This window comes from Arthrobacter sp. SO3 (assembly GCF_020532825.1).
Taxonomy (GTDB): Bacteria; Actinomycetota; Actinomycetes; order Actinomycetales; family Micrococcaceae; genus Arthrobacter.
The window spans coordinates 1-1,824 of the sequence record NZ_MQTS01000052.1 but is presented as its reverse complement, the minus strand read 5'-3'; the positions used below and the strand labels follow the sequence as shown (position 1 = coordinate 1,824).

Here is a 1,824-nt window from a genome sequence, read left to right as displayed (position 1 = left end):
TTGATATTCCACCCGTGAGCACCCGCCGCAGAACTAGCGTCTGCGCAACGGGCCTACTCCTGACAACCCCTCCACACTCACATACATGAGGCAAGGTGACTGTAGGTGCTCCTTAGAAAGGAGGTGATCCAGCCGCACCTTCCGGTACGGCTACCTTGTTACGACTTAGTCCCAATCGCCAGTCCCACCTTCGACAGCTCCCTCCCACAAGGGGTTAGGCCACCGGCTTCGGGTGTTACCAACTTTCGTGACTTGACGGGCGGTGTGTACAAGGCCCGGGAACGTATTCACCGCAGCGTTGCTGATCTGCGATTACTAGCGACTCCGACTTCATGGGGTCGAGTTGCAGACCCCAATCCGAACTGAGACCGGCTTTTTGGGATTAGCTCCACCTCACAGTATCGCAACCCTTTGTACCGGCCATTGTAGCATGCGTGAAGCCCAAGACATAAGGGGCATGATGATTTGACGTCGTCCCCACCTTCCTCCGAGTTGACCCCGGCAGTCTCCTATGAGTCCCCGCCATCACGCGCTGGCAACATAGAACGAGGGTTGCGCTCGTTGCGGGACTTAACCCAACATCTCACGACACGAGCTGACGACAACCATGCACCACCTGTAAACCGACCGCAAGCGGGGCACCTGTTTCCAGGTATTTCCGGTTCATGTCAAGCCTTGGTAAGGTTCTTCGCGTTGCATCGAATTAATCCGCATGCTCCGCCGCTTGTGCGGGCCCCCGTCAATTCCTTTGAGTTTTAGCCTTGCGGCCGTACTCCCCAGGCGGGGCACTTAATGCGTTAGCTACGGCGCGGAAAACGTGGAATGTCCCCCACACCTAGTGCCCAACGTTTACGGCATGGACTACCAGGGTATCTAATCCTGTTCGCTCCCCATGCTTTCGCTCCTCAGCGTCAGTTAATGCCCAGAGACCTGCCTTCGCCATCGGTGTTCCTCCTGATATCTGCGCATTTCACCGCTACACCAGGAATTCCAGTCTCCCCTACATCACTCTAGTCTGCCCGTACCCACCGCAGATCCGGAGTTGAGCCCCGGACTTTCACGGCAGACGCGACAAACCGCCTACGAGCTCTTTACGCCCAATAATTCCGGATAACGCTTGCGCCCTACGTATTACCGCGGCTGCTGGCACGTAGTTAGCCGGCGCTTCTTCTGCAGGTACCGTCACTTTCGCTTCTTCCCTACTGAAAGAGGTTTACAACCCGAAGGCCGTCATCCCTCACGCGGCGTCGCTGCATCAGGCTTTCGCCCATTGTGCAATATTCCCCACTGCTGCCTCCCGTAGGAGTCTGGGCCGTGTCTCAGTCCCAGTGTGGCCGGTCACCCTCTCAGGCCGGCTACCCGTCGTCGCCTTGGTGAGCCATTACCTCACCAACAAGCTGATAGGCCGCGAGTCCATCCAAAACCACAATAAAGCTTTCCACCCCCCACCATGCGATGAGGAGTCATATCCGGTATTAGACCCAGTTTCCCAGGCTTATCCCAGAGTTAAGGGCAGGTTACTCACGTGTTACTCACCCGTTCGCCACTAATCCACCAGCAAGCTGGCATCATCGTTCGACTTGCATGTGTTAAGCACGCCGCCAGCGTTCATCCTGAGCCAGGATCAAACTCTCCGTTGAAGTAAAACAGACACACCATGCGCCCCCGGGAAAACGGGATACACACAATGCACAAAATTTGAAACCAGCTGTAAAAACCAGACCACACCACGGGGTGGCGGATCCAGTCAATTCAACCAATTCAATACAATAAATTGGTATCAACAAACTTGGCACACTATTGAGTTCTCAAACAACAGACACA

At 55.3% G+C, this 1,824-nt stretch carries 1 rRNA gene; it reads right to left on the bottom strand.

From position 1 onward, the window contains the following. Positions 1-116 precede the first annotated feature (116 nt). Positions 117-1,640 (bottom strand): 16S ribosomal RNA (locus tag BJQ90_RS05790). Positions 1,641-1,824 lie beyond the last annotated feature (184 nt).